Source organism: Stenotrophomonas sp. 2YAF22 (assembly GCF_052114665.1).
Classification (GTDB): domain Bacteria; phylum Pseudomonadota; class Gammaproteobacteria; order Xanthomonadales; family Xanthomonadaceae; genus Stenotrophomonas; species Stenotrophomonas indicatrix.
Genome location: NZ_JBFRFE010000391.1, coordinates 1 through 4098 on the forward strand (window position 1 = coordinate 1; position 4098 = coordinate 4098).

6 protein-coding genes are annotated in these 4098 nt (G+C 67.9%); all 6 read right to left on the bottom strand.

The features are described from left to right. Positions 1 to 419: DegT/DnrJ/EryC1/StrS family aminotransferase (locus AB4Y84_RS15095; protein ID WP_442250371.1), on the bottom strand; the 419-nt coding region annotated here is incomplete at its 3' end. Beyond that, positions 416 to 814: a DMT family transporter gene (locus AB4Y84_RS15100; protein WP_312108830.1), complete on the bottom strand. Its 399-nt coding sequence runs from the start codon at positions 812 to 814 to the stop codon at positions 416 to 418. The genes AB4Y84_RS15095 and AB4Y84_RS15100, both read right to left, overlap by 4 nt. Next, entirely contained in the window at positions 811 to 1170 is a 360-nt protein-coding gene (locus AB4Y84_RS15105; protein WP_025873780.1) for an EamA family transporter, read from the bottom strand. The genes AB4Y84_RS15100 and AB4Y84_RS15105 overlap by 4 nt, the downstream gene beginning before the upstream one ends. A gap of 1 nt (position 1171) precedes the next feature. Further along, entirely contained in the window at positions 1172 to 2008 is an 837-nt protein-coding gene (locus AB4Y84_RS15110; protein ID WP_312108833.1) for an alpha/beta hydrolase, read from the bottom strand. 79 nt (positions 2009 to 2087) lie between these two features. Next, the gene (locus AB4Y84_RS15115; protein ID WP_312786692.1) at positions 2088 to 3467 is read right to left on the bottom strand and encodes a sensor histidine kinase; all 1380 of its coding nucleotides are present in this window, start codon (positions 3465 to 3467) and stop codon (positions 2088 to 2090) included. Continuing rightward, the coding region (locus tag AB4Y84_RS15120; RefSeq protein WP_442250372.1) for a response regulator at positions 3464 to 4098 on the bottom strand (635 nt) is incomplete at its 5' end. The genes AB4Y84_RS15120 and AB4Y84_RS15115, both read right to left, overlap by 4 nt.

Here is a 4098-nt window from a genome sequence, read left to right on the forward strand (position 1 = left end):
CCGACGCGGTGCGCAATGGCACATGCGCGATCAACATCGGCGATGCGCCCGCCCAGATGCGTGGGAATGATCGCCAGCGTGCGTGCATCGGCTGCGGCGTGCAGCATCGCCGGGTCGAAATCGAAATGGTCGCGGCGGGTATCGCACAGGTGTATGCGCAGGCCGAGGCTGTGCACGGCAATCGGTACGAGCGGACAGGTATAGGCCGGCAGGATCACCGTATCGCGCTGCGGCGCGCGCCTGCGCAGGGTGCGCAGGGCGATCAGCAGGGCATGGGTGCCCGAGCAGGTCAGCTGCAGCGGCGGCGTGCCCAGCTGCCCGGCAAGAATCGTGCACAGGTCACCGCCACCGGGAAGGAAATCGCCGGCCTGCAGGGGCAGCCCAGCGGTGGGAGGCAACTCGCGCGACAGCAGGCTCACGGGGTTGCTTCGGTAACAGCATGCGGATCATCCGCCTCGGCGCGGCCCAGGCAGATGATGCCGGCCACGATCAGCACCGCACCGATCAGGTGATGCAGCGTCAACGGTTCGTGCAGCAGCCACGCCGACAGCAGCAGCACGCTGATCACTTCGAGGTGCGAGGCCGCGAACGCAGGGCCGATCGGCGCGTGCCGCAGAAGGCTCATCCAGGTGAAGAACGCGCCGACGTAACCGAGCATCGCGCCGTATACCCAGGGCTGTGACAGCACGCGCAGCAGCCATGCGCTGTTGGCCTCGACCGGCAGCGCGGCGTCGCCGGCGTACTTGAAGCACAGCTGGGCGAGGGTGTCGAAGGCCATCAGCAGCGGAAACCCGACCAGGTACAGCCGCCTCATGTTCCGGCTCCGACCACGGCAACGCCGGCGCTGACCAGCAGCATGCCGGTCACCCGCAACGGCGTCAGCCGCTCGCGGAACAGGATGCGGCCGGCCACCATCAGCGCGACGATGTTGATCGAGCCGAGCAGCACGCCCTGCGACAACGGCACCAGCGACAGGAAAGCGATCCAGGCGACGAATTCAAGCACATAGCAGGCGATGCCCAGCCACAGCCAGGGACGGCCGAACATGTGTTTCCAGCGCTGCAGGCCTTCGCCGTCCTGCGGGTCGCTGGCGGCAGCCTTGAAGGCCAACTGGCCGCCGGTGTCGAGCACCACGTTGACCAGCCACAGCAGGGTCGCAAGCGATCCCATCTCAGGCGACCGCCTGCAGCACGCCCGCACGTTCGCTGATGTCGCTGAAGAAGCGCGCGCTGCGGCGGATCACCTCGCGCCGTTCGCGATCGATGGTGATCATGTGGTAGCTGTCTTCCAGCACCACCAGTTCGGTCGGGCCGCTGACGCGCGAGATCACCAGTTCGGCATTGCCCATGCTGGCCACGTCGTCCTCGCGGGCATGCATCACCAGGCATGGTGCCGTGACCTGGTGCAGGTGACGCCGTGTCCAGGTGCTCAGTGCACGCATTTCGGCCAATGCATGCCACGGGTTGCCTGGCAGGCCGGCAGCGGCACTGTCACCAGAGAGCATGGCGGCGCTGACCTGCGCACGCAGGCGCTCGTCGCGCAGGCCGTACGGCGGCTCTTCCATGAACATGCGGTCGCGGCCGATGCCCAGGCGCTTGAACCACGGCAACAGGAACGAGAAGCGTGCGACCGCCGGAATGTTCCAGCCGTCGTAGCGGAAGGTGGCGCCGTACACCCCCACGCCGGAGACCCAGTCCGGCCGCCGCGCGGCCAGCGCCAGCGCCAGCACCGCCCCCATCGACAGTCCGCCCACGAACAGCTGGTCGACCTTGCCACGCAGGTCCGCCGCCGCGTCTTCCACGCCCTGGTACCACTGTTCCCAACGGGTCTGCAGCAGGTCCTCGACGCTGCCGCAGTGGCCGGGCAACTGCACGCCATGCACGCTGAAGCCCGCGTTGTTCAGCCCTTTGCCCAGCATGCGCATTTCGGCGGGCGTGCCGGTCAGGCCATGGATCAGCAGGACACCCTGTGGGCCACCGGGAAGAAAGAACTCATGGGATGCAGGCACCAGTCGGCTCCAGCGCGGCAGTCGGGAAGGTCAGCATCGCAAGCGCGATTTTCGGCAACCTTTCAACGGTCCGTCTGGATCAAGGGCCCTTCAGCAACGGTATGGTGATGGACACCTTCAGGCCACCGCCGGGGCGGTTGAGGTAGCCCAGGCGTCCGCCCAGGTGTTCGACGGCCTCATGGGCGATGGCCAGGCCCAGGCCGGTGCCGCTGGCGGCAGTGCCGGGCGCGCGGAAGAAGCGTTCCCCCAGCCGCGACATCACGTCCTCGGGTACGCCTGGGCCGTTGTCTTCGACGTACAGCTCGACATCGTTGTCGTCCAGGGCCTGCACACCGACCGTGACGGTCGCATCCGCGCCGGCGTAGCGCAGGGCGTTGTCGATCAGATTGTCCAGCGCCTCGTGCAGCAGGGCGCCGTTGCCCAGTATCCGGACCGGCTGCTGCGGACCCAGGTAGCCCAGGTCGATGCCATCGCGGATCGCTTCGGGCACGCGCATGCCCACCCATTGCGGCACCAGTTCGGACAGGTCCAGTGCCTCCACCGTCTCCGGCACGGTCTGGGCACGGCTCAACGCCAGCAGCTGGGTGCTGACGCGTGCGGTCCGCTGGTTGAGCCGGCGGATGTTCTGCAGCGCTTCGCGCACGGTCTCCGGATCGCCGTGGGCCAGTGCTTGGTCCACGTGCAGTGCCATGCCCGCCAGCGGCGAGCGCAACTGGTGGGCGGCATCGGCAATGAAGCGGTTCTGCAGCGTGATCATTTCCGCCTGCCGCGCGAACAGGCCATCGATGGTGCTGATCAGGGGCTGGATTTCCTCGGGCACGTCGGCATCGGAAATCGGTGCCAGCTCGCCGCGGCGCTGGGCCAGGCGCGAGGTCAGCGGGGTCAGGATACGCAGGCCGTGGGTGACGCCGAACCAGACCAGCGCGGCCATTCCCAGGGCCAGCATGGCCATCAGTGGAATGACGATCATCAGGATCTCGCGTGCACGCTGGCGGCGGTCGGCCATGCTTTCGGCCACGGTCACCGCCAGCTGGTCCTGCGGATCGTTCATCGCCTGGGTGCAGACCGTCGACATGCGCACCTGCTGGCCGTTCAACTCGCCTTCGTAAAGCGCCGGGTGCGTGCCGCTGCAGTCCTGCGAGGGCGCATAGGCGCTGAAATCTGCGTTGCCGGCGATGGTGCCCAAGCGGCTGCTGTCGACGTTGAAGTAGCGATGACCGTCGGGGTCGTATTCGATGAGAAAACGTGCCTGCGGGGACAGGTCGCTGCTGACCGGCATCGTGCTGAGCATCTGTGCGAACGACACGGTGTCATCGGTCAGGTTGCGGTCGTGGATGCGGTTGGAGTAGTCCAGCGCCACGTAGTAAGCCAGCAGCGTGTTGAAGGTCAGCAGACCCAGCATCGGCAGCGCCAGGAAGGCGAGCAGACGCCGTCGCAGGCTGGGCGGTCCGCTGATCACGCGCTGGCGTCTTCCAGCATGTAGCCCAGCCCGCGCACCGTGCGGATGCCCATGCCGCCCGGCTGCAGCTTGCGGCGCAGGCGGTGCAGGGCGATGTCCAGGCCGTTGTCGGTCAGGTCCTGGCCCCAGTCGCACAGGGCCTCCACCAGCTGCGCACGCGAGACGATGCGCTCGGCACGCACCGCCAGGGCGGACAGCAGGCCGAATTCGCGCGCGGTCAGTTCCAGCGTCTGCTCGTCTATCCACACACGGTGACCGGTCAGGTCCAGGCGCAGCCGGCCGATGCGCAGGTCGGGGTTGCCGTTGCTGGTGACCCGGCGCAGCTGTGCACGCACGCGTGCTTCGAATTCGTCCAGCGCGAAGGGTTTGACCAGGTAGTCGTCGGCTCCCAGGTCGAGCACGCGCACGCGCTCGGCCAGGCCATCGCGTGCGGTGACCACCAGCACGGCCAGGCCATCGCCGCGCTGGCGCAGCCGTTGCAGCACGTCGCGGCCATCCAGCTGGGGCAGGCCCAGGTCCAGCACCAGCAGCGCGTACTGGGTGGAGTTCAGGGCGGCATCGGCATGCGCGCCGTTGTCCACGTGGTCGACCACGTGGCCCTGCCGGCGCATCGAGGCGCACAGGCCAGAGG